Here is a 24,020-nt window from a genome sequence, read left to right as displayed (position 1 = left end):
GCATCGTTCAATGCCGCGTCGGCATGACTCGCCGCCGATGACCGCGACGATGCCGGTGGGGCCCTTTCATCGCGCCGGTTCCCGGATCGGCGCGTTGTGGCGGGCGTCCGCGATGAAGGCGCGCGCACCCCGGCTGAGCGGGCGGCGGGCGTGCGCGATGCCCACCGGGCGCAGCAGCGAGGGCGTGAAGGAACGGATCTCCGCGCGGTGGCCGAAGGCCCGCAGCGCCACGTCCCGGTACCAGATCAGTGATCCCTTGCCGTCCGTCACACCGGTCACCCAGGCCAGCCGCTCGTCGACCTCCAGGCTGGGCACGGGCCGCACCCCGAGGCAGCTGAACATGGCCTCCATCTCGGTGCGGCGGCCGGTCCCCGGGTTCGGCAGCACCATCGGCAGCCCGTCGAGCGAGCGGAAGGTCACGGGGTCGGGCAGCCGGGTCCCGACCGGCGAGACCAGCACGACCTCGCGCTCCTGGATGTGGTGGGTGGACAGCTCCTTGTCCACCGGCAGGTCGACCAGCGCCAGCTCGGCCCGGCCGTCCAGGAGCTCCTGGACCAGGGCTTCCCGCCCGTCGTACTGGGTGAGCCTGACGTCCACTCCGGAGTGGCGGGCGGTGAAGGCGGACACCAGGTCGGCGGCCAGGTCCAGGGCCAGGGTCGGGGTGGTGACCAGGGTGAGGGTGGTCCGGGCGTTCCGGCCCTGCGCGATGCCTATGTCGTCGATGGCGTCGACCGCGTCCAGTACCGTCCTGGCCAGCCGCACCACGCGGGCCCCCTCCGGGGTGAGGTCCACCCCCCTGCCCCGGCGGGCCAGGAGTTCCACGCCCAGGTCGCGCTCCATGGCCTGGACGGCCCGGGAGAGGGCGGACTGGGCGACGAAGACCGAAGCGGCCGCGCCGGTGATGGAGCGGCAGTCCGCGACGGCGACGAGGTAGCGAAGCTGCGCGAGCGTGGGGGTCATGACGGGACGGTAACGGCGTGGCCCCGCAGGTGTAAGGGGTGGCAAGGTGAACAACTGACGGTCCGTCGGATCGAGTGCATGCCCGGTCGGTCTCGATGCATGCCGCCACGGCATGACCCCTGTTACCCACGGTACGCCGTCCGGTGCACGGGCGTACGCCGTACGGCCGGCCAATGCGCAGGTCGGCGGGGGTGCGCGGGGGTCGGGACCACCGGCGGCGGGAGCGCGCGAGCGGACCGACGGGGCGAAAGCAGCGGCTCCGCATGGCCGTTGACAGTGCTGGACCGTCCCCGCACCATGCATCGCGGCGCCGGGGATTTGATCGCCGCTCAACGCCCGGCGCCGCGCGCATCGGCCTCCGAGGGTTGCCCACAGCTGGGGGCTGCCCACGGCTGGGGGCTGCCTCCGGTCGGGGGCTGTCCACGGCCGGGGCTGTCCACGGCCGGGCACCGATCCGGCCGGGCCCGATCCGGCCCGGACCCGATCCGGCCGGGCCTGCACGACCCGCGCCACGTCTCAGCACCCGCTCCGCCCCACCACCGGCTCCGCCGTGCCGCCGAGATCCCGCGCGGTGTCCGTCCGGTGGCACGTGACCCGGCAATGCCCCGTGTGACACAGCCCCAGGGAGCGTCAGTGACCCTTCAGTCCGCATCCCCTGCACCGGCCGAACCGCCCGGCCCGGCCGAATCGTCCGCACCGTCCGCACCTTTGGCACCTCTGGCACCTCCGGCACCACCGGCGGCCGATACACCCGCCGCGGCTCCCGTGCCGCTCGTGCTGCCCGGCCCGCGGGACCGCGTGGTCGCGCTGAGCCCGTTCGGGGAACCGAATCCGCGGATCGTCGTCGCCGCCGAGCGCGCCGGGTGTCTGGGGATGCTCGACCTCGGCCGGGACGCCGCCGCGGCGCGGCGCGCCCTGGCCGATGCCGCGCGCCGCCTGTCGGCGGGCCGCTTCGGCGTCCGGGTCCCGCCCGGCTGTCCCCTGGGGCCCGAGGACCTGCCGCCGGCCGTCGACACGGTGCTCCTGGCGGATCCCGGGCTGCTCACCGCTGCCTTCACCGGCTCCTGGGCAGGCACCGCGAGCCGGGCCGGTGCAGCGGACCGCGGGAATGGCCACGGGACCGACCGCGGGAATGGCCACGGGCCTGAGCGCGGAACGGACTGCGGAGCGGAGCCGCGGCGCGTGTGGGCGGAGGTGACCGGGGTCGCCGAGGCCGGGGCTGCGGTGTCCGCCGGCGTGGCCGCGCTCGTGGCCAAGGGGCACGAGGCCGGAGGGCGGGTCGGTGGTGAGACGACCTTCGTCCTGCTGCAGCGGCTGCTGGCGGATCCGGCGGTGGACGTACCGGTGCTCGCCCAGGGCGGGATCGGGCCGCACACCGCGGCCGCGGCCCTCGCCGGCGGAGCCGCGGGCGTGCTGCTCGACGTACAACTGGCCCTGACCGCCGAGGGCGAGGACGCCCTGCCCGGTGAAGTGGCTGCCGCCCTGCGGGCGATGGACGGCAGTGAGACCCGGCTGCTGGACGGCCACCGGGTCTACGTCCGCCCGGGGATCCCCGCTCCGGGGGGCGCCGAGGGAGCCGTGGCGGGGCTGCTGGGGGCCCGCGGACTGCGCGAACAGCTGCTGCCGGTGGGCCAGGACGGGGCCTTCGCCGCCCGGCTGGCCCGGCGGTACCGCAGCACGGGGGCGCTGCTGCGCGCGGTCCGGACGGCCATGACCGGCCATCTGGAGGCGGCCGTACGTGCGGCCCCGCTGCGGCCGCGGCCCGGGGAGGGCCCGCTCCCGGTCGCCCAGGGGCCGATGACCCGGGTCAGCGACCGGGCCGCGTTCGCGGAAGCCGTGGCCGACGGGGGTGGCGTGCCCTATCTTGCGCTGGCCGTGATGGAGGGCCCGGCCGTCCGGGAGCTGCTCGCCGAGACCGCCGGCCGGCTGGCCGGACGGCCCTGGGGGGTGGGCCTGCTCGGATTCGCCCCGCCCGAGCTGCGCCGGGAGCAGCTCGCGGCGGTGGCCGAGGTCCGGCCGGCGTACGCGATCATCGCCGGCGGCACTCCGGCGCAGGCCGCGCCGCTGGAGGCGGCCGGCACGCGAACCCATCTGCACGTGCCCTCGCCGGGGCTGCTGGAGCGCCATCTGGCCGACGGAGCACGGCGGTTCGTCTTCGAAGGGCTGGAATGCGGCGGGCACGTCGGGCCGCGCGCCTCCTTCCCCCTGTGGGAGGAGCAGATCGAGCTGCTGCTCGGCTGCCCGGAACCGGCGGAGCTGGACGTGCTGTTCGCGGGCGGGATCCACGACGCACGGTCGGCGGCGATGGCCGCGGCGGCCGCCGCACCGCTGGCGGCGGCGGGCGCACGGATCGGCGTACTGATGGGCACCGCCTACCTGTTCACCGAGGAGGCGGTGGCCGCCGGGGCGGTGCTGCCCGGCTTCCAGCGGGCGGCGCTGGAGTGCACGGACACGGTGCTGCTGCACACCGCGCCGGGTCATGCGACGCGTTGTGCGGACAGCCCGTACGCGGAGGCCTTCGAAGCCACCCGCCGGCGGCTGGAGGAGGCCGGTACCGAACCCCGACGGGTGTGGGAGGAACTGGAAGGGCTGAACCTCGGACGGCTGCGGATCGCCAGCAAGGGGCTGCGGCACGGCGAGGACGGCCGGCCGGCGCCGGTGCCGGAGGAGGTCCAGCGGACGGAGGGGCTGTTCATGCTCGGGCAGGCGGCCGCCCTCCGGTCCGGCGTGACCACGGTGTCCGCCCTGCACACGGAGGTCACGGAGGGCGCCACCACGCTGCTGGAGCGCCGGGCGCGCGACCTGGGGCCGGCCCGGGAGGCGGCGGCCGGGACCGGGGTCGTGGCGGGGGCCGGGGTCGTGGCGGGGGCCGGGGGCTGGGTCCGGACCGTGGGCGGGGCCGGTGCCGGGGCCCTGGGCGTGGCGGGGGCTGAGGCCGGAGCCGGGGCTCTGGGCGTGGCCGGGGCCTTGGACGCGGGCGTGGCGGGGGCCGTAACCCTGGACAGGTGCGGGGCGGGGGCTGGGGCCCGGGTCGGAGCCGGGGACATGGACGTGGCCGGGACCGGAGCCGGGGCACGGGGGGACGGCGACGACATCGCGATCGTCGGCATGGCCTGCGCCTTCCCCGGCGCACCCGACCTCGCCTCCTACTGGGCGGCCGTACTGGCCGGGACGGATGCGGTGACCGAGGTACCGCCGGAACGGTGGGACCCCGCCGTCTACCACGACCCCGACCCGGCACGGGCCGGGGAGAAGACCCCGTCCCGGTGGGGCGGGTTCCTGCCGCCGATCCCGTTCGACGCGCTCGCGCACGGCATCCCGCCCGCCTCGCTGGCCGGGATCGAGCCCGTACAGCTGCTCGCCCTGGAGATCTCGGCGCGTGCCCTGGCGGACGCCGGATACGGGTACGGACCCGGGGCCGGTGGCGGGAAGGGCGATGGCAAGGGTGCCGGCCCGGGCACGGGCCCGGCCGACGGTCGGGGCCGGGAGTTCGACCGGTCGCGCACCTCGGTGGTGTTCGGCGCGGAGGCCGGCACCGAACTGGCCGGCGCGTACGGGCTGCGGGCGCTGCACCCCGCCTACCTCGGGGAGCTGCCGCCCGCGCTGGACGCACAGCTGCCCCGGCTGACCGAGGACTCCTTCCCGGGCATCCTCGCCAACGTGATCGCCGGCCGGGTCGCCAACCGGCTCGACCTGGGCGGCGCGAACTGCACGGTGGACGCCGCCTGCGCCTCCTCGCTCGCCGCACTGGACCTGGCGTGCCGTCAACTGCGCGACGGGGACAGCGACATGGTGCTGTGCGGTGGCGCGGACGTGCACAACGGCATCAACGACTACCTCATGTTCGCCTCGGTGCGGGCCCTGTCGCCGACCGGGCGCTGCCGGCCCTTCGACGCGAGCGCGGACGGGATCGCGCTGGGCGAGGGCGTCGGCGTACTGGTCCTGAAGCGGCTGGCGGACGCGGAGCGGGACGGCGACCGGGTGTACGCACTGATCAAGTCGGTGGGTGCGTCCAGCGACGGCAGGTCGCTGGGGCTGACCGCGCCCCGCCCGGAGGGTCAGCGCCGGGCACTGGAGCAGGCGTACCGGCGGGCCGGGGTCGCACCCGGCCAGGTGGGCCTGGTCGAGGCGCACGGTACCGGCACGGTGGTCGGCGACAGCACCGAACTGGCGGTGCTGACCGACCTGTTCCAGGAGTCGGGGGCCGCGGCCGGATCCTGCACGCTGGGATCGGTGAAGTCCCAGCTCGGGCACACCAAGTGCGCGGCGGGACTGGCCGGGCTGATCAAGGCGGCGCGTGCGCTGCACGCCGGGGTGCGGCCGCCGACGCTGCACCTGGAGCGCCCGAACGCGGCGTGGGACCGGGCGACGAGCCCGTTCTGCTTCGATACGGCGGCCCGGCCGTGGGCGGTGCCGGCGGAGCGGCGGTACGCCGGGGTCAGCGCGTTCGGCTTCGGCGGCACCAACTACCACGCCGTACTGGCCGGGTACGAGGACAGCGGGCCGCTCCGGCACGGGCTGGAGGAATGGCCGGCCGAGGTGTTCTGCTTCCGCGGCGAGGACCGGCGCGCCGCAGGGCGGGTGATGGCCCGGCTGGCGGCCCGGCTGGAGGAGAACGACGCGGCGGGCAGGCCGTGGGCCCTGCGTGACATGGCGGCCGAGGCGGCCGGGGCCGGGAGCGCGGCGAGGGGTGGGGCGGCTCGCGTCCGGGTCGCCGTGGTGGCGTGCGGCCTGGACGAACTGGCCTCCCGGCTGGAACGGGCCCGCGCCTTCGAGGCCGGCGACGGGGTGTACGTGGCGCCGGAAGACGCGGCACGGGAGAGCGTGGCTGTGAAGGGGGCCGCGGGGGCGGATCCCGGCCGGGTGGCGTTCCTCTTCCCCGGACAGGGCAGCCAACGCCCGGGAATGCTGCGGGAGTTGTTCGTCGCCTTCCCGTGGCTGCGGGAGGGGCTGCTGGACTCCGCACCGGAGCCGGTGGCCGCCGTGGCCGCCGTGGCCGCGGCGGTGTACCCGCCGGCCGCGTTCTCCGCGGAGGAGCGGGCGGCACAGCGGGCCGCGGTGACCGACACCCGGGTGGCCCAGCCCGCACTGGGGCTGGCCGGTGCGGCCGCGCACCTGCTCCTGGGCGCCCTGGGCGTACGGCCGGACTGCGTGGCCGGGCATTCGTACGGCGAGCTGACCGCGCTGTGGGCCGCCGGGGCGTACGACACGGACACCCTGCTGCGGCTGAGCGCGCGGCGGGCCGAGGCGATCCTGGCTGCGGCCGGGGCGGACCCGGGGGCGATGGCCGCGGTGGCGGCGGCCCCGGAGCAGGCCGGACCGGTCGCGGAGCGGCACGGGTGCGTGGTGGCGAACCACAACGCGCCCCGGCAGTGCGTGATCTCGGGTCCCACGGAGGCGGTCGCGGCGGCGGTGTCGGAACTGCGGGCGGCGGGTCTGTCCGCGGAGCCCCTGCCGGTCGCCTGCGCCTTCCACAGCGGGGTCGTGGCGGGCGCGAGCACCGCGCTCGCGGAGGAGCTGGCCGGGACGGCGGTTGCCGACGCCGCCGTCCCGGTCTGGTCGAACACCACGGCCGGCCCGTACCCGGAAGGGGCGGCGGCCATCAGGGAACTGCTGGCCCGTCAGGTGGCCGAACCGGTGCGCTTCGTGGAGCAGGTCGAAGCGATGTACGCGGCCGGGGTGCGGACCTTCGTGGAGGCCGGCCCGGGGCGGGTGCTGAGCGGACTCGTCCGGAAGGTCCTCGGGGACCGGCCGCACACGGCGGTCCCGCTGGACGTACCGGGAGAGCACGGCCTGGTGAGGCTGGTGACGGCGGTCGCGGAACTGGTGGCCGCGGGCGTTCCGGTGGACCCGGAGCCGCTGTTCCGGGGGCGAACGGCACCCCTGCCGGAGCGCGCGCCGCGCCGTCCGGGATGGCTGGTCGACGGCCACCTGGTCCGCACCGCCGACGGCACCCCGGTCCCCGGCGGCCTCCGCCCGGCCGCGCGCGTGACCCCGGGTCCGGCAGCGGCAGCGGCTCCGGTGCCGGTTGCGGTGCCGACTCCGGTGCCGGTTGCGGTGCCCGGGGTGGCGCCGGACCCGGGCCGCTCACCGGCCGGGAACGGCGGGAACGGCGGGAACGGCGGGGTCGGCAGGGTCGGCAGGAACAGCGGGGTCGGCAGGAACGGCGGCATCCGCGCGAACGACGGGACCGGCGCGCACGGGATCGGGCGACCGGTCGCGCCCCTCCCGGCCCTGGGCACTGCCCCGGACACCGGCACGGGCACAGGCACAGGCACGGGCACACGGAACGGGGCGAGCGCCCACGGACACGGACAGGCAGGAGGACCGGTGTATCCAGACCCGCGGGACGAGGTCGTACAGGAGTACCTGCTCGGCATGAGGGAACTGGTGGCCGCACAGCGGGACGTCCTGCTGAGCTATCTGGGCGCCGCGACCGGACGGACGGACCCCGGCGGCAGCCGGGGAACCGCAGCCGTGGCCGACGGCCACGCCGCCCTGGCCGCCGGTGAGCCGCGGCTCGTGCTCAACGGGCACGCCCCGCACGGCCGGGCGGCATTCAACGGAACGGCCGCACAGGGGGACCCGGGCCGGGCCGCGGTGACGGCCCTCCGGGTTCCCGAGCCGGAACCGTGGCCCGCAGAGCCGTGGCCCGCAGAGCCGTGGCCCGGAGAGCCCTTGCCCGGAGGGCCGTTGCCCACGGAGTCGTGGCCCCCGGAACAGTGGCGCACCGACGCCGACGCCGGCGCCGACGACCGGACGGCCGGGGTGCCCGACCACGGCCACGCCGACGCGGGAGAGGGCGGCTCCGGCACGGGCATGGGTCCGGAGGAGGTCATGTCCGTCGTCCAGGACATCGTCCACACCCGCACCGGCTACCCGCTCGACATGCTGGATCCCGAACTCGACCTGGAGGCCGACCTCTCCATCGACTCCATCAAGCGCGTCGAGATCATCGGCGCGCTGGCCGACCGCATCGGGCTGCCGCGGGGCGAGGACTCCTCCGGCGAGACCGCCGTCGAGGAACTGGCCCGGATCAAGACCCTGCGCGGCATCGTGGACTGGATCACCCTCCGTACTCCGGAAGCCGGTGGGGGCACGGTCGCGGGGCTGACCCGGCTGCGCGTGGAAACGGTGGAGCTCGCCGGGCCGGGCGGGACCGACGGGGACCGGGCGGACGGGGGCCGGGCAGCCGGGACGGGGGCGGGCCTGAGGGGAAAAGTGATCGCCGTCCGCGGTGACGGCCACGGCGTGGCCGCCGCGCTCACCGCCGCGCTGCGGGCGTCCGGGGCCGACGTACGGCCCCTGCCCGAGTACCCCCGGCACCCCGGGGACGCCGGGCACCCGGTGGACGACGAACACTCCGACCGGGCCGACGGGGCATACGGGGCAGACGAGGCCGCAGGCACGGACAGGGCTGACGGGGCTGACGCGGCTCACGGTGCCGATGCGCTGGTCGAGCTGTCCGGTCTGCGGGCGGGTCCCGAGCCCGTGCTGCCCGTCCTGTTCCCCGCCCTCAAGCAGGCCCTGACCTCGGGCGTCGGCAGGCTGCTGCTCGTCACCGGCTCCGGCGGCGGCTTCGGGTACGGCACGGGCGCCGACCCGTTGCCCGGAGCGGGGTTCCACGGGTTCGCCCGTAGCGCCGCCCTCGAATACCCGGGGGCGGTCGTCCGGGCGGTCGACGTGGACCCGAAGGACCAGCCCGAGCGGATCGCCGCGCACCTGATCGCCGAACTGTGCGCACACGGGGAAGCGGTCGGGGCCACGGGCACGGCGGACGGCACGGACGGCCCGGACGCCCCGGTGTCCGTCGGCTATCCGGCCGACGGCCGTCGGCTGACCCTGCGCGCGGTGCCCGCGCCGGCGGCCCGGCCGGACGCCGCCGGGCTGCCGCTGGACGCCGGCTCCGTGGTGCTGCTGACCGGCGGGGCGCGCGGCATCACCGCCCGGACCGCGCTCGCCCTCGCCCGCGCCACCGGCTGCCACATCGAGCTGATCGGCCGTACGCCGCTCCCCGGCGCAGGGCCGGAGCAGGAGGCCGGCGCGCGGAACACCGCCGCGGATCCGTACCCGCACGCCACCGACCGGGTCGCGCTGCGCGCCGCGCTCATCGCCGACGGGCTGCGCGCGCCCGCCGGGATCGAGGCGGCCGCCTCCCGGATCCTGGCCGAACGGGAGGTACGGGCCACGCTCGCCGGACTCGCCGGTACCGCCGCCTCGGTCCGCTACCACTGCGCGGACGTCACCGACGGGGCCGCCGTACGGGCGGTGGTGGCCGACGTACGCGCCCGGCACGGGCGGCTCGACGGGATCGTGCACGGGGCCGGGGTGCTGCGCGACGCGCTGCTCCGCGACAAGGAACCGGCCGCGTTCGCCGAGGTGTTCACCACCAAGGTGGCCGGGGCCCGCCACCTCGCGACCGCGGCCGCGGAGCACGGAGCCGGCCCGGCGCCCGCCTTCCTCGCCCTCTTCGGCAGCGTCGCCGGGGTCTACGGGAACCGCGGGCAGACCGACTACGCCGCCGCCAACGACGCGCTGGACACGCTGGCCCGCGCCTGGACGGGCTCGTTCCCGGGACGTGTGCTGGCCGTCGACTGGGGGCCGTGGGCGGCGGAGGCGGGCGGGATGGTCACGCCCGAGCTGGAGCGCGCGTACGCCCGGCGCGGGATCCCGCTGATCGGACCGGAGGAGGGCGTGGCGGCCTTCCTCGACGAACTCGCCCGGCCGGCCGGGGAGTCGGACGTGCAGGTGGTGCTGATGGCGCCGGCCGCCACAACCGGGGGCGAGGGGGACGGCCGTGACTGAGTCGCGCCGCGGGCCGCGGTCCTCGGACGCCGCCATCGTCGGCATGGGCGCGGTCTTCCCGGGCGCCCCGGACCTGGCCGCGTACCGCCGGAACCTGTTCGCCGGCACCGACGTGATCGGCGAGGTGCCGCCCGGCCGTTGGGATCCCGCCGTGTACTACCACCCGGCCGGGGTGGGCCCGGAGGGTACGGCGGGCCCGGACACGGAGACCCGCGGCGACCGCTTCTACTGCCGGCGCGGCGGTTTCGTGGACGGACTGGCCGTCTTCGAGCCGACCCGGTTCGGGATCATGCCGGCGGCCGTCGACGGCGCCGAACCCGACCAGCTGCTCGCGCTGCACGCGACCGCCGAGGCGGTGGCGGACGCGGGCGGGGAGGACCGGCTGCCGGCCGACCGTTCCCGGATCGGGGTGGTGCTGGGGCGCGGCGGCTTCATGGGGACGGCGACCGCGCGTCTGGACCAACGGGTGCGTACGGCACACCAGTTGGCGCAGACGCTGCGGGAGGTGGCGCCGGAGCTGGGCGGGCGGCGGATCCGGGAAGTCCGGGAGGCGTTCCAGCGGGCGCTGGGGCCGGAGCGGCCGGACGCGTCGATCGGGCTGGTGCCGAGCTTCACGGCCGCGCGGACGGCGAACCGGCTGGACTTCCGCGGACCCGCCTACACCCTGGACGCGGCGTGCGCGTCCTCGCTGCTGGCCGTGGACCAGGCGGTGGGGCTGCTGGCCACCGGCCGGTGCGACGCGGTGGTCGCGGGCGCGGTCCACCACTGCCACATCGCCACGCTGTGGAGCGTGTTCACGCAGCTGCGGGCGCTCAGCCCGAGCGAGCGGATCCGGCCGTTCGACCGACGGGCGGACGGCACCCTGCTGTCCGAGGGCACCGGGGTGGTGCTGCTGAAGCGGCTGGCGGACGCCGAACGGGACGGCGACCGGATCTACGCCGTGATCCGCGGCACCGGCGTGTCCGGTGACGGGCGGGCCGCGAGCCTGATGAGCCCGCTCGTGGACGGCCAGGTGCGGGCGCTGGAACGGGCCTGGCGGGAAGCGGGACTCGACCCGCGGGCCGCGGACGCGCTGGGGCTGCTGGAGGCGCACGGGACGGGGACACCGGTCGGGGACGCGGCCGAACTGGAGACGCTGGCCCGGGTGTTCGGCGGCCCTTCGGCTGGGGACCGGGACCGGTACGACCGGGACCGGGACGGGGACCGGGACCGCGACAAGGGAGCGGTCGGACCGGGCCGGGTCGGGCTGGGATCGGTGAAGTCCATGCTGGGGCACGCCATGCAGGCGTCCGGCATGGCCGGACTGATCAAGGCCGCGCTGGCGGTGCACGAGGGGGTGCTGCCGCCCACCCTGCACGTGGACGAGCCGCACGAACTGCTGGCCCGCACCCGGATGCGGCTGCTGCGCGAGTCCGAGCCGTGGGAGCGGGGCGCGGCGCCCAGGCGGGCCGGGGTGAACGCGTTCGGGTTCGGCGGGATCAACGCCCACGCGGTGCTGGAGGAGGCTCCGGGCGCGGTGGCGGTCGCGCCTCCCCCGCCGGTACGCCGGTTCCTGCCGCTGGGCGGGGGAACGGATGCGACGCCGGAGCCGGTGCCCGTGTCGGGGCCGGGCGCCCTGGACGACGTACTGCTGCTGGCGGCGGACACGGTGGAGGAGCTGGCGGACCTGCTGGCGGCGGCCTCGGCCGCAGCCGGGTCCGGGTCGGGGTCCGGGTCCGGGTCCGGGTCCGGGTCCGGGTCGGGGTCCGTACGACCGCCCGTCCGTCCCGGGGACGGCCCGTGCCGGCTGGCGATCGCCGGGCCGACCCGGCAGCGGATGGCGCTGGCCGCGAAGGTGGTGGCGCGGGGACGGCCGTGGCGCGGCCGGGGCGACGTCTGGTTCACCGCCGACCCGTTGCTGGGGCCGGGGCGGGGCCGCGTCGCGCTCCTCTTCCCGGGCCTGGAACCGGAGTTCGCGCCGGTGGTCGACGACGTCGCGGAGCGGCTGGGGCTGCCCCGGCCCGCGCTGACGGGCGGCGGAGCCCTGATGGAACGGGCGCTGGACGCGATCGCGGTGGGCCGGTTCTCGGCGTCCGCGCTCGCCTCGCTGGGCGTGGAGCCGGACGTCCTGGCCGGGCACAGCCTGGGCGAGTGGGCGGCGATGGTGGTCGCCGGCCTGTATCCGCGGGAGGCCGTCGACACCTTCCTCGGCTCGCTGCGGCCGGACTCGCTGGAGGTACCCGACCTGGTCTACGCGGCCCTCGGGTGCGGGGCGAAGCAGGCGGAGGCAGCGCTGCACGGGCTCGGCGACCGGGTGGTCCTCAGTCACGACAACTGCCCCCACCAGTCGGTGGTGTGCGGTGAACCGGAGCCGGTGGCGGAGGTGCTGCGGAGGCTCCGGGCGGAGGGGGTGCTGGGGCAGGAACTGCCGTTCCGGTCGGGCTTCCACACGCCGATGTGGGAGCCGTACCTGGGGCAGGTGCGGCGGGCCTTCGAACGGCTGCCGCTGCGGCTGCCGCCGGCGGTGCCGGTGTGGTCGGCGACCACGTGCGCGCCGTACCCGACCTCGGCGGACGGCGTACGGGAGCTGGTGGTCCGGCACCTGCTGGAACCGGTGGACTTCCGGGGGCTGACGCTGCGGCTGTACGAGGAGGCGGGCGTGCGGGGCTTCGTGGTGGCGGGGCCGGGGGGACTGCCGGGGTTCGTGGAGGACACGTTGCGCGGCCGCGGGCACGTGGCGGTGGGGGTGGGGGCGGGACTGGCCGGCCTGCGCCGGGCCGCGGCGGCGCTCTGGGCCGAGGGGCTGGCGCCGGCCCTCGCCCGACTGAGCGCGCCGACGGCGCCGCCCGCAGGCGTGGCCGTTGGCCTGAACGCAGGCCCGGACGCGGGCCCGACCGCTGGCCCGGACGCGGGCGCAAGCCCGGACGCGGGCGCGAGCGCGAGCCCGACTTCTGGCCCGGCGGCAGGCCCGGACTCAAGCCCGGCCGCGAGCCCGGACGGAGCGGCGCCCGCTGCCCCCGTGGCCTCCGTGGGGGCGGCGCGCGCCACTCCGTCCGGCCCGGGGCCGACACCGGCTCGGGCGGCTGCGCCGAGCCCGTCCGGGCGGCAGGGCAAACCGCCGCTCAAGGTGGTGCTGGACCTGGGGTCGCCGCTGGTCCGGCTGGGGACGGAGCTGGATCTCCCCCACCCCGCCCCTTCCCGAAACCCGGCGGGCTCCGCCCCCGGGACCCCCGCGACCCGGCCGCCGGCCGGCACCGGGGCAACGGCCGGGGCCGGGGCAGAGGGATGGGCGGCAGCTGCCCAGGCCTGGGCCGACGGGCCAAACCCGTCAGCCGCGCCGCTGGAACGGGCTCTGCCCGCACCCCCGCCACTGGATGGGGCCGGGGCACAGGCAGGAGCCCGGACAGGGACCGGGGCACGGGCGGGGGCCCAGGCCGGTACCGGCGGGCCGCGCCCGTCGGCCCTGGCGGGGGAAGGGGCCCGTCCCGCACCCCCGCCACCGGCCGGGGCTGGGGCAGGCGCCGGGGCGGGGGTGGGACGGGGGCTTCCCGCGCCCGTGCTGCTCTCCGCGCTGGACATCGGTCCCGGTGGGGACCGGGCGGCCGGGGTGTCGGAGGCCGGATCGGAGACGGAGGCCGGCCGGGTGGCGGGCACCGGCGGTCGCCGGAACGGGCCCGCGCGGCGGCCCGGAACGGAATCGCCGGGCGGGGCCGGGAGGGAGTCGGTGGGCGGGACCCGGACGGAGTCCGTGGGCGGGACCCGGACGGAATCCGTGGGCGGGACCCGGACGGAATCCGTGGGCGGGACCCGGACGGAATCCGTGGGCGGGACCCGGACGGAGCCGGTGGGCGGGACCCGGACGGAGCCGGTGGGCGGGACCCGGACGGAGCCGGTGGGCGGGACCCGGACGGAGTCCGTGGGCGGGACCCGGACGGAGTCGGTGGGCGGGGTCCGGACGGAGTCGGTGGGCGGGGTCCGGAAGCGGGTTCGGTTGTCCTTGCAGGAGTTGCCCTACGTGCGCGATCACTGCGTGTACGAGCAGCCCGACGGGTGGGCGGAGGATTCGGACCGCTTCCCGGTGGTGCCCATGACCACCATGCTGGAGCTCGCCGCCGATGCGGCGCGGAGTGCGTACCCCGGCGGTACCGGCGGTAGTGGGAGCGGCGGCAGCGGCAGCGCCGTCATCGGGTATGAGGACGTGCGGGCGCTGCGCTGGCTCGCCGTCGAGCCCGCCGCCGAGGTCGAGCTCCTCGTCCGGCCGGAGCGGTCCGAGCGGTCCGAGCGGTCCGAGCGGTCCGCCGGCGAGCGCGTGCGGCGGGTGCGCGTGGAGTTCGGCGGGTTCGCGCACGTCGTCGTGGTGTTGGGCGATCCCGCGGGGGGCGTACCGGCGGGGCCGCCCCCGGCGGACCCCGCGCCGCTGCGGGGCGAGCAGCCCGCGCCCGTCAGTGCCGAGGCGCTGTACCGGGACCGGTGGATGTTCCACGGTCCCGGCTTCGCCGGGGTGCACCGGGTGGATGCCGTCGCCGCCGACGGCATCCGCGGGGTGCTCCGCGCGCTGCCCGCACCCGGAGCGCTCCTCGATGCCGCCGGCCAGCTGTTCGGCCACTGGATGCAGCTGCGGCTGCCCGTGGACCGGCTGGTCTTCCCCGCCACCGTGGACCGGATCCGGTGGTACGGCCCGCCCCCGGCACCCGGCCGGCTGGTCCGGGCGACCGCCCGGGTCCGTGAGGTGCGCGATCTCACCGTGCGCGGCGACGTCGAGCTGACCGGGATCGGCGAGGGCGGCGGGCCCGGTCCGGTGCTGGCCCGGATCGAGGGGTGGACGTACCGCCGGTTCGCCGCCGACGAGCGGGTCTGGCCGATGAAGTTCACCCCGGAGGTCTGCGGGATCGGCGAGCCCCGCCCCGGCGGCTGGTGCGCGGCCCGCCGCCGGTGGACCGACCCCGCCTCGCAGGAGCTGGTGATGCGCCGCTACCTGGGTGCCGCCGAACGCGCCGTGTACGAGCGGCTGTCGCCGCGCGCCCGCCCCTCCTGGCTGCTGGGCCGGATCGCGGCCAAGGACGCGTTGCGGCAGCTGCTGTGGGACGGCGGCGCCGGCCCGGTGTTCCCCGCCGAGGTGCCCGTGGTGAACGCGCCGGACGGCCGACCCGTCCCGCAGGGGCCGCTGGCCGACGGGTTCCGGCTGTCCATCGCGCACAAGGACCGGGTGGCCGTGGCCCTCGCGCACCGCCACCGGCCGGTCGGGATCGACGTCGAGACCCCGGCCGCCGATCCCGCCGCCCTGGCCCGGGTCGCGCTCGGCCCGGGCGAACTGCGGCTGGCCGAGGAGCTGGCCGCCCGGGACGGTCTCGGTCCGGCGGCCGCGCTGACCGCGCTGTGGTGCGCCAAGGAGGCCGCTGCGAAGGCGGAGGGGGCCGGGATCGGCGGCCGGCCGCGGGAATGGGCCGTCGTGGCGGGCCCGGACGCGGACTCGCTGCTGGTGCTCTCCCCCGCCGGCGGCCGGCACCTCGTACGGACAGGGGTCCTGCACGCGCTCCACGGGTCCCCGGCCGAGCACGTCGTCGCCTGGACCGCGGTCCCGGCGCCGGCGGCGCCCGTCCCGCCCCCGACCGACTTCTTCCCCATGACAGTGCACCGACCGTGACGGAGACCAGCCATGGCATCTGCCCCTGACCCGTACGCCGACTCCAACACCGACACCGACACCAGCGCCGACATCGGCGCCGCGATCCTCGGCGAGATCACCCGCATGCTCGTGGAAATCGTCGGCGACGAGTTCCTTCTGGCCGAGGAGGTCGGCATGAGCACCACCTTCAACGACGATCTGGCCCTGGAGAGCATCGAGTTCGTCGCCCTGGCCGAGCAACTGCACCGACGCTACGGCGCGGACGTCGACCTGATGGGATTCCTCGCCGAGAAGGACATGGAGGCGATCCTGGCCATGTCGGTCGGCGAACTCGTCGCCCACATCGGCCGGGTGACGAATGCGGCCCTGACCCGCGCGGCCGGCTGAGCCCGTCATGGCCGAGACCGCCGCCAACTCCCTCCGCTTCCACGTCCAGCGGCTCCCCGCGCCGCCCGGAGCGGACCCCCGCCGGCCCCTCGTGGTGTTCCTGCACGGACTGGTCGTGGACAACCTGTCCTCCTTCTACTGCCCGCTCGCCGTACCGGTGGCCCGCTCCGGACACGAGGTGCTCCTCTACGACCTGCGCGGGCACGGCCGCACCGAGCGCCCGGCCACCGGCTACGACGCCGGCACCGCCGTACGGGACCTGCTGGCCCTCCTCACCGCCCTCGACGGGGAGGACCGGGGCGAGGACCGGGGCCGGGGAGGGCCTCGGCCCGTGCACCTGGTCGGCAACAGCTACGGCAGCACCCTCGCCGTGCACACCGCGCTGGCCCGGCCCGACCTGGTGGCCGGGCTGACCCTGCTGGAACCTCCGCTGAGCGGACCGTGGGTGGAGAACATGGTCGACACCCTGTCGGCCGCCGCGCTCAGCCTGGAGGACAGCCCCGTCCCGGCGGAGCTGCGCTCGCTGCGGCTGCGCAAGGCCGCCAACCTGACCGCCATCGCCGACGAGCTGCTCAACCGGACCACGCTCATCGACGACATCGCCGCCGGCCGCACCTTCACCCCGGCCGACTACGCCCGGCTGCACTGCCCGGTCCTCATCGTGTGCGGCGAACACTCCGAACTCGTGGCGGGGGCCGAGGAGATGGCCCGCTGCGCGCCCCGCTGCACGGTGGAGATCCTGCCCGGCCTCGGACACGACGTCCTGAAGGAGACCAGCGGCGCCCTGCGCAAGTCCGTCCTCGCCCATCTCGATGCCGTCGCCGACATGATGGAGGAGCTGGTGCCGTGAAGGTGCTCTTCGTCGTCCCGCCCCTGGCCGGACACGTGAATCCGACCGTTGCCGTGGGGTCCGAACTCGCCTCCCGCGGCCACCGGGTGGCCTGGGCGGGCCCGTACGGCGTACTGGCCGGGCTGCTGCCCTCGCACGCCCGGGTGCTGCCCGCCGGTGAACCGACCGGCGGCGGCTACGCGGCCCTGCACGAGCGGTGGCGCGACCTGCGCGGGGTGGCGGCGCTGCGGTTCCTGTGGGACGAGGCCCTGGTGCCGCTGGCCCGGGCCATGGTTCCGGGGGTGACGGAGGCCGTCCGGGCGTTCCGCCCGGACGTGGTGGTCGCCGACCAGCAGGCACTCGCCGGACCGGTGGTGGCGCGGCGGCTCGGTGTCCCCTGGGCGACCTCGGCGAGCACCTCGGCCGAGCTGACGGGGCCCTTCGAGGGGTTCCCCAAGGTCGGCGAGTGGGTGTCGGGCCGGATCTCCGCGCTGCTCGCCGGGTTCGAGGCGGACGGTTCCGGCTCCGGTCCCCGCTCCGTCCCCGGGAGCCTCTCCGGCTCCGTCCCCACGACCGTCCCCGGTACCGGCCCGGGGTCCGGCTGGGACCCTCGGTTCTCGGAGCGGCTGGTCCTGGTGTTCTCCACCCCCGAACTCGTGGGCGCGGAGCGGGAGTTCCCCGACCACTACGCCTTCGTGGGCCCGGCCTTCGGCTCCCGCCCTCCGTCCCCCGGCTTCCCCTGGCAGCTCCTGGACCCGGGCCGCCGCCGGGTGCTGGTGTCGCTGGGCACCCTCAACCGCGAGGCGGGCGGCCGGTTCTACGCCGCGGTGGCCGGCGCGGCGGAGCGGCTGGCGGCGGACGGCGTACAGCTGGTGCTCGCCGCCCCGCCCGCGCTGGTGCCCGGACCGCTGCCGGAGGGCACGCTGCTCCAGGACACCGTGCCGCAGCTCGACCTGCTGCCGCACCTGGACGCGGTGGTCACCCACGGCGGCCACAACACGGTCTGCGAGGCGCTCGCGCACGGCCTGCCGCTGGTGGTGGCGCCGATCCGGGACGACCAGCCGTTCGTGGCCCAGCAGGTCGTCGCGGCGGGTGCGGGCCTGCGGGTCCGGTTCGGCCGGACCCGGGCCGAGGAGCTCCGCGACGCGATCACGGCCGTCCTGGACGACCCGGTCCACCGCCGGGGCGCACGGCGCGTCCAGGCGTCCTTCGCCGCCGCGGGCGGTGCCGCCGCCGCGGCCGACCGGTTGGAGAAGCTCGCATGACCCCGTCGTTCCGCTCCCCCGGCCTGGCCGGCCGGGGCCGCCTCCCGTTCCGCCCGCACGGCCCGGCCCGCCCGCCGCTCCCATCGGTCCCGTCCGTCCCGTCGGTCCCCTGGCTGCCGCTGGCCGTGATCGCCGCCCTCGCCGCAGGCACCGTACGGTCCCGGCTGCGGCTGCGCGCCCTCCCGGTGCTGCCCGGCCCGGGAACGGGCGGCGAACCCGGCCTGCCCGCGGGCACCGCGCGGGGCGCGGCTCCGGCGGCTCCGCGCCCCGCGGGCTGGCGCCTGATCACCGCGGACGGGGTGGAGCCGGACCCGGGGACGTTCCTCGCCGCCTGCGCCCACGCCGAGCGCGAGGGGCTGCAGGTCCTGGACCTCGTCCCGGGGGACCTGGATGCGGAGGGCGCGCTCGGGCTGCTCCGGCTGGTGGACCCGGCGGCCTACCGCCGGGACCGGCTGGCCGAGGGGCGCAGCGCGGGCTGCGCCGTCCTCGTCGCCGAGGACCTGCTGCTGCGCGCCGGCGCCGACGGCAGCGGAGGCGGGCCCGATGACAGCGGGCCCGGCGGTGGCGGCGGTCCGTCCGGCCGCCCGGACGGCGCGGGACTGCACGCCCTGGTCCGCCGGCTCAAGGAGTTCGCGCCGGACGCCACCGGCATCGCCGTCGCTCCCCGGCTCGGCCGGGGAGACCTCCGGTCGGTGGACCGGGCCGCCGAGTTGCGCGCGCAGAACCTCCCCGTCGGGCTGCTCACCACCGCCCGGCTGGCCGGCCTCGGGCTGCTCGCCGTCCTCTGCGTCCGGCGGCGGCACCGCCGCTGGGGTGCGGCGGCGGCCGCCCTGTACTGGCTCCAGCCGTACGCCGTCCTGGGCCGGCCGGGCTCGCTCGGCGCACCCGGCGTACCGGGATCGCCGGGCGCAAAGGGCGCCCAGGGCGCCCAGGGCGGAGCCCTGCGGCCCGCCGGTCTGCTCGGTGCCACCGCCGCCCGGCCGCTGCTGTCCCTGCGCGGGGCCCTCCGTACGGCGTACGACGCGGCCACCACGCCCGACCGGCACCACCCGATCGCGAGTGCGGCCGAGGAGGCCGCCTACCGTGCCGACATCGCCGCCGGCACCGAACGCTTCCTGGAGTCCCGCCGTTGCGACTGCCCGTGGTGCGGCTCCGGGCAGCTCACCGTCCGGGTGCACGAGGTGCCCGACCAACTCCAGGGCAAGCCGGGCCGGTTCCGCCTCGACCGGTGTGCCGACTGCGGTCATGTCTTCCAGAACCCGCGGCTGACCCCCGAGGGGCTGGACTTCTACTACCGGGACTTCTACGCCGGCCGGGGCGGGGCCGACGCCGACACGGTGTTCGGCGGGATGGGCACGACCTACCGCGAGCGCGCCGAGATGATCCGCCCGTACGTGCCGGCCGCGGGTCCCGCCGGCTGGCTGGACGTCGGCACCGGCCACGGGCACTTCTGCAACGCCGCGCGCTCGGTGTGGCCGGAGACCCGCTTCGACGGGCTGGACATGGGCGACGGGGTGCGCGGGGCCGAGCTGCGTGGCTGGGTGGGCACCGGATTCCAGGGCCAGTTCCCGGAGTTCGCGGTGAAGCTGGCCGGCCAGTACGAGGTCGTGAGCATGTACCACTACCTGGAGCACACCCGCGATCCGCTGGCCGAACTGGACGCGGCGGCCGCGGTGCTCGTGCCCGGCGGGCACCTGATGGTCGAGGTGCCCGATCCCGAGTCCCGGATGGCCGACCTGCTGCGGCAGCTCTGGCTGCCGTGGTTCCAGCCGCAGCACCAGCACCTCGTCCCGGCCGGCAATCTGCGCGAGGCCCTCGCGGACCGCGGGTTCACGGTGCTCGCCGAGGAGCACGGCGCGGCCCACCAGGCCAATGAGTTCGTCGGCGCGGTGGCGCTGGCCGTGACCCGGCTGGTGCCCGAGACCGGCACGCCGTGGGCCGCCCCGGCGGGCCTGCGCCGGCGTGCCGCGGGCCGTCTGGTGCGGGTCGCCGCGGCGCCCTGCTTCGCCGTCGCCGCCGTACTGGACCGGCTGCGCGGGGCGGCCGCCCGGCGCACCGACGGCGGGAACGCGTACCGCGTACTGGCCCGCAAGGACGAGGGGTGAGGCCCGTGCCCGCCGACGCCAGGCGCAGCCCGGGGCCCGCACCCGCGTACGCGCACGGACCCGCGTCCGGGACCGCGTACGGGCTCGCGTCCGGGCCTGCCCCCGACCCGGCGCCCGACCTCGCCCGCCGGGCCACCGCCGACCCGCTGTTCCGGCTGGCGGCATACGCCCTGGAGGCAGCGCACGGCCGCCGGCCGGCCGCCGTGTGGAGCGCCCCGCACGCCTTCCGGCTCGGTCCGGCCCCGGGGCCGGAGCGGGTCGCGGCGGCCGGGTGGCCGGTCGCCGCGGCCGCCGCCCCGCGCGAGGACGGCCTGGTCCGGCTCAGCTCGCTCAGCCACCCCGCGCACAGCTGCGACCTGCCGCTGGCCCTGGACGGCCCGCCGCCCGACGGGATCCCGGACTGGGCCGCCCGGACGTACGCCCTGCTGCGGGCCCTGGCCCGGGCCGGCCACGGTCGCGGCGGTACGGACCTGCACGTGCAGGGCGCCCTGACCCCCGCGGCCGGCCTGGCCACGGCCGAGCCGGCCGACTGCGCGGTCGCGCTCGCCGTGGCCGGCGTACACGGGCCGGCCGGCACCGAACCGGACCGGGCGGAACTGGCCGCCCTGCTGGCGGAGGCGCTGCCCCCCGGCCCCGCCGGGGGAGACGACGGGCTGCGCCGCGCGGTGCTGTTCGCCCGGCCCGGCCGGGCCCTGCTGCTGGAGCCGGGCGGGCGCCGGCGGTACGTGCCGTTCGACCCGCCGGGGTCCGGGGCGCGGCTGGTGCTGATGGCCGTACGCGGTGCTCCGGCGGACCGGGCCGCGGACCTCGGGCGGGCGGTGGAGCTCGTCCGCCGGGCCGGGGCACCGGCCGCATGGGCGCCCGGCAGACGCAGCGGCCGGAGCGTCCTGGTGCTGCTGCCGGAGGAACGCGTGGCGGCGGTACGGGCCGGGGTGGCCGCGGACTTCCGCGGCCGGGGCCGACCCGTGCCCCGCTTCCTGAACGTCCCGGTGGCCGGAGCCGCCCGACGGGAGGAATGAGCGCCGGGAGACCCCCACAGATCGCACATCACCGAATCGGAATCCAAGGAACAAGGAACCCGGAGGAACCCCTCATGCCAGACGCACCGTCACATCCCGCACCCCACGAGCCGCCCCCGCCGCCGAGACGGCGCGGCCGCACCCACTGGCGGACGGCGGCCGTCGCCGCGCTCGGGACCTTCGGTCTGCTCGGCGCCTTCACGGTGGCCAACTCCGAGGCGGCGGAGACCGGTTCGGGCGCCCGTACGGCCGTGTCCGCCTCGGCGGCCGCCGCACTGCCCGCGTACGACCACGTGGTGGTCGTCGTCTACGAGAACAAGCAGTACGGCGAGATCATCGGCAGCGGCAACGCGCCGTACATCAACCAGCTCGCGAACGGAGGGGCCAGCCTGACCGGCATGAAGGCCCTCACCCACCCCAGCCAGCCGAACTACTTCAACCTGTTCTCCGGGTCCACCCAGGGCATCACGGGCGACGGCTGCTACACCCCGCAGTCGATGACCGCGGCCAACCTGGGGCAGGAGCTGATCGCTGCGGGCAAGACCTTCGCCACGTACAACGAGGACCTGCCGAGCGAGGGTTCGACGGCGTGCACCAACGGCCAGTACGCGCAGAAGCACAACCCGTGGTTCGCCTTCAAGAACGTGCCGCTGAACACCGGGAAGACGTGGGCGCAGTTCCCCCAGGGGAATTTCGCGGCCCTGCCCGACCTGTCGTTCGTCGTGCCGAACCAGTGCAACGACATGCACTCCTGCTCGGTGTCCACCGGTGACACCTGGACGAAGAACAACATCGACGCGTACGCGCAGTGGGCGAAGAACAACAACAGCCTGCTGGTGCTTACCTGGGATGAGGACAACTACCTCGGTTCCAACCAGATCGCCACCGTGTTCCACGGCGCGCGCGTCAAGACCGGCACGTACTCCACCGCCTTCAACCACCACCATCTGCTGCGCACCTTCGAGGACCTGTTCGGCACGGCGCACGCGGGCAACGCGGCCAACGTCCAGCCGATCACCGAGGTGTTCACCGCGGGCACCGAGCCGACCCCGACACCCACCCCGACACCCACGCCAACTCCGACGCCGACGCCGACCCCGACACCCGCTCCGGGTGACCTCAAGGTGACCAACCCCGGCCCGCAGACCTGCAAGTTCAACCAGTCCTGCACCGTCCAGATCACCGCCACCGGCGGCAAGACACCCCTCAAGTACGGCGCCACCGGACTCCCCTGGGGCCTGACCATCGACCAGAACACCGGCCGCATCAGCGGAAAACCCTGGGCGAACGGAACCGTCCAGATCACCGCGACCGCCACCGACTCCACCGGAGCCACGGCGTCCGCCGCGTTCCAGCTGACCGTCAACTGGTTCTAGCCGCACCCCGCCCGAAGGAGATCTCCGTGTACCTGTCCGCAGGCCGGGCGGCGGATTCCGCCCGGGGCATCCCCGTACGGACCGCCCGCCGCGGCACGGTGCCCGGCACCGTGCTCGCACTCGGCCTGGTCAGCCTGCTCACGGACGTCTCCGCGGAGATGGTCACCGCCGTCCTGCCGCTGTACCTGATGGCCGGACTCGGCATGTCCCCGCTCGCGTTCGGCGCCCTGGACGGGCTCCACCAGGGCGCCACCGCACTGTTCCGGCTGGCCGGCGGGCACCTCGCGGACCGGACCCGGCGGCACAAGCTGGTCGCCGGGACCGGCTACGCCCTGTCCGCCGTCTGCAAGGCGGGTCTGCTCGCCGTCACCACCCCCTGGGCGGTGGCGGCGGTGCTGGCCGCCGACCGCACCGGCAAGGGCCTGCGCACCGCCCCGCGCGATGCGCTGATCTCGCTGGCCGCGCCGCCCGGCGAGCAGGGCCGGGCCTTCGGCGTGCACCGGGCGATGGACACCGCGGGCGCCCTGCTGGGCCCGCTCGCCGCGTTCGGCGTGCTGTGGGTGGCGGTGGACGCCTACGAGGCGGTGTTCACGGTCAGCTTCTGCTTCGCGGTGCTGGGCGTGGTGGTGCTGGCCCTGTTCGTACGGGAGGCGCCCGCGCCGGCGGCCGCCCGGGCCCCGCTCCCCGCGCTGCGGACCCTGGCCGGGATCCCGGGCCTGTGGCGGCTCTGTCTGGCCGCCGCAGTGCTCGGACTGGTCACCGTCAGCGATTCCTTCCTCTACCTGCTGCTGCAGCGGCGGTTGGACCTGCCGGCCGCCTGGTTCCCGCTGCTCCCGGTGGCCACCGCGGCCGGGTTCCTGCTGTGCGCGCTGCCCGCCGGGCGGCTCGCGGACCGGTTCGGGCGGGGGCGGGTCTTCCTCGGCGGGCACGTGCTGCTGCTCGGGGCGTGCCTGCTGGTGCTGGCCCCGGTCCCGTCCGGACTTCCGCCGGCCCTGGGCGTGCCGGCGCTGCTGGGCATGTTCTACGCGGCCACCGACGGCGTGCTGATGGCGGCGGCCGGGCCGCTGCTGCCCGAGCGGCTGCGGACCACCGGTCTCGCCGTGCTGCAGACGGTCCAGGCGCTGGCCCGGTTCGGCGGCTCCCTGCTGTTCGGGGCCGCGTGGACGCTGTGGGGACCGTACGCGGCCCTGTCCGCGGCGGCCGCGGGCCTGACGGCCGTACTGGCGGTGCTGGCTGTCCTGGCGCCCGTACGAGGGCGGGGGCGCGGGCGGGGTCCGGAGCCGGGGCGGGGGCGGGCGGGCCGGGAGTAGGCTCGCGGTCATGCACGACGCGTGGAAGACGATCGCCGCACTGGCCGACACCTTCGCAACCCGGGACGCCGGCCGCGGGGTCTCCCCCGAGGAGCAGTGGACGCTCCAAGTCCTCAAGATCGGGGAGGAGTTCGGGGAGGCGGCCCAGGCCGTGATGGGAGCGCGCGGCACGAACCCGCGCAAGGGCACCTCGCACAGCTGGGAGGACGTCCACGACGAGGTCGCGGACACCATCATCACGGCGATGGTGACGCTCGCCCGGATGCGGCCCGACGACGCCCCCGCCTACTTCGCGCGTCAACTCGCCCTCAAGTCCGAGCGGTTCCTCCCGCCGACCGGGTGAGACCCGGCCACGGCCC

At 76.7% G+C, this 24,020-nt stretch carries 11 protein-coding genes; 10 read left to right on the top strand and 1 reads right to left on the bottom strand.

Translation table 11 applies throughout. The annotated features are described in order from the left end of the window. Positions 1-66: 66 nt before the first annotated feature. On the bottom strand, positions 67-960 hold the full coding sequence (locus AB0O36_RS31220) for a LysR family transcriptional regulator (protein ID WP_365115991.1): 894 nt from the start codon (positions 958-960) through the stop codon (positions 67-69). A 765-nt stretch (positions 961-1,725) separates the two neighbouring features. Between AB0O36_RS31220 and AB0O36_RS31215 the strand changes: the two genes are divergently transcribed. From AB0O36_RS31215 to AB0O36_RS31170, 10 genes are all read left to right on the top strand, one after another. After that, positions 1,726-9,765, top strand: a complete 8,040-nt coding sequence (locus AB0O36_RS31215) for an SDR family NAD(P)-dependent oxidoreductase (protein ID WP_365115989.1) — start codon at positions 1,726-1,728, stop codon at positions 9,763-9,765. Then, complete coding sequence (locus AB0O36_RS31210) at positions 9,758-15,388, top strand: beta-ketoacyl synthase N-terminal-like domain-containing protein (protein ID WP_365115987.1); 5,631 nt, start codon at positions 9,758-9,760, stop codon at positions 15,386-15,388. Before AB0O36_RS31215 ends, AB0O36_RS31210 begins: the two co-directional genes overlap by 8 nt. Before the next feature lie 12 nt (positions 15,389-15,400). Continuing rightward, entirely contained in the window at positions 15,401-15,757 is a 357-nt protein-coding gene (locus AB0O36_RS31205; RefSeq protein ID WP_365115986.1) for an acyl carrier protein, read from the top strand. 7 nt (positions 15,758-15,764) lie between these two features. After that, positions 15,765-16,607, top strand: a complete 843-nt coding sequence (locus tag AB0O36_RS31200) for an alpha/beta fold hydrolase (protein WP_365115984.1) — start codon at positions 15,765-15,767, stop codon at positions 16,605-16,607. A gap of 2 nt (positions 16,608-16,609) precedes the next feature. Continuing rightward, positions 16,610-17,851, top strand: a complete 1,242-nt coding sequence (locus AB0O36_RS31195; RefSeq protein WP_365116019.1) for a glycosyltransferase — start codon at positions 16,610-16,612, stop codon at positions 17,849-17,851. Beyond that, positions 17,848-19,956 (top strand): class I SAM-dependent methyltransferase, encoded by a 2,109-nt coding sequence (locus AB0O36_RS31190; protein WP_365115982.1) that lies wholly within the window; start codon positions 17,848-17,850, stop codon positions 19,954-19,956. The genes AB0O36_RS31195 and AB0O36_RS31190 overlap by 4 nt, the downstream gene beginning before the upstream one ends. After that, positions 19,953-20,975 carry a galactokinase gene (locus AB0O36_RS31185; RefSeq protein ID WP_365115980.1) on the top strand — a complete coding sequence of 341 codons (1,023 nt, stop codon included), beginning with the start codon at positions 19,953-19,955 and terminating at the stop codon, positions 20,973-20,975. The genes AB0O36_RS31190 and AB0O36_RS31185 overlap by 4 nt, the downstream gene beginning before the upstream one ends. 74 nt (positions 20,976-21,049) lie before the next feature. Beyond that, positions 21,050-22,351, top strand: coding sequence for an alkaline phosphatase family protein (locus AB0O36_RS31180; RefSeq protein WP_365115979.1), 1,302 nt, complete (start codon positions 21,050-21,052; stop codon positions 22,349-22,351). A gap of 26 nt (positions 22,352-22,377) precedes the next feature. After that, positions 22,378-23,661: an MFS transporter gene (locus AB0O36_RS31175; RefSeq protein WP_365115978.1), complete on the top strand. Its 1,284-nt coding sequence runs from the start codon at positions 22,378-22,380 to the stop codon at positions 23,659-23,661. Positions 23,662-23,671: 10 nt separating this feature from the next. Next, positions 23,672-24,004, top strand: coding sequence for a MazG-like family protein (locus tag AB0O36_RS31170; protein WP_365115976.1), 333 nt, complete (start codon positions 23,672-23,674; stop codon positions 24,002-24,004). Positions 24,005-24,020: the final 16 nt, after the last annotated feature.

Source organism: Streptomyces sp. NPDC089799 (genome assembly GCF_040684755.1).
GTDB lineage: Bacteria > Actinomycetota > Actinomycetes > Streptomycetales > Streptomycetaceae > Streptomyces.
The sequence above is the reverse complement of the archived record's forward strand: the minus strand, read 5'-3'. Positions and strand labels throughout refer to the sequence as shown.